This is a genomic window from Paracraurococcus ruber, from assembly GCF_004353985.1.
Lineage (GTDB): Bacteria > Pseudomonadota > Alphaproteobacteria > Acetobacterales > Acetobacteraceae > Paracraurococcus > Paracraurococcus ruber.
Genome location: NZ_SMOA01000674.1, coordinates 1 through 549 on the forward strand (window position 1 = coordinate 1; position 549 = coordinate 549).

Below are 549 nucleotides of genomic sequence, written 5' to 3' on the forward strand. Positions count from 1 at the left end.
GGTGGTCGGCGCGCTCGCGCTGCTGCCGAGCCTGGCCACCGCGCCGCCCGCCGCCGCGGCCGCCGAAGCGGGGGCGGAGCCCTGGTCGGCCGGGCGCGTCGCCGCGCTGCAGGCGGAAGGCCGGCCGGTCTTCGTCAACCTGACCGCCGCCTGGTGCATCACCTGCAAGGTGAACGAGCAGCTGGTGATCCGGACGGCGCCGGTGCAGGCCGCCTTCGCCGGCCGGAACATCGCCTATCTCAAGGGCGACTGGACGCAGGGCGACGCCGCCATCGGCAGCCTGCTGCGGGCGCATGGGCGGGAAGGCGTGCCGCTCTACCTGCTCTACCCCGCCGGCGGCGGCGCGCCGCTGGTGCTGCCGCAGGTGCTGACGGAAGGCATCGTGCTGCGGGCGCTGGACGGCGCCGGCTGACAGGCTGGGCCCGGGCGCCGGCAGGCTGCGGCGCCCAGGAACCGCCACGGATCGCCCCGCCGCGCATCGCTTTGCCACGGATCGCTCCGCCGCGCACGCCTGCCGGGTCCGCGGCGCCGGCCCGGCGGCGCCGGCCC

At 78.3% G+C, this 549-nt stretch carries 1 protein-coding gene; it reads left to right on the forward strand.

Annotated elements, in window-relative coordinates:
- Positions 1–412: thioredoxin family protein (locus tag E2C05_RS32400; RefSeq protein ID WP_192912578.1), on the forward strand; the 412-nt coding region annotated here is incomplete at its 5' end.
- Positions 413–549 lie beyond the last annotated feature (137 nt).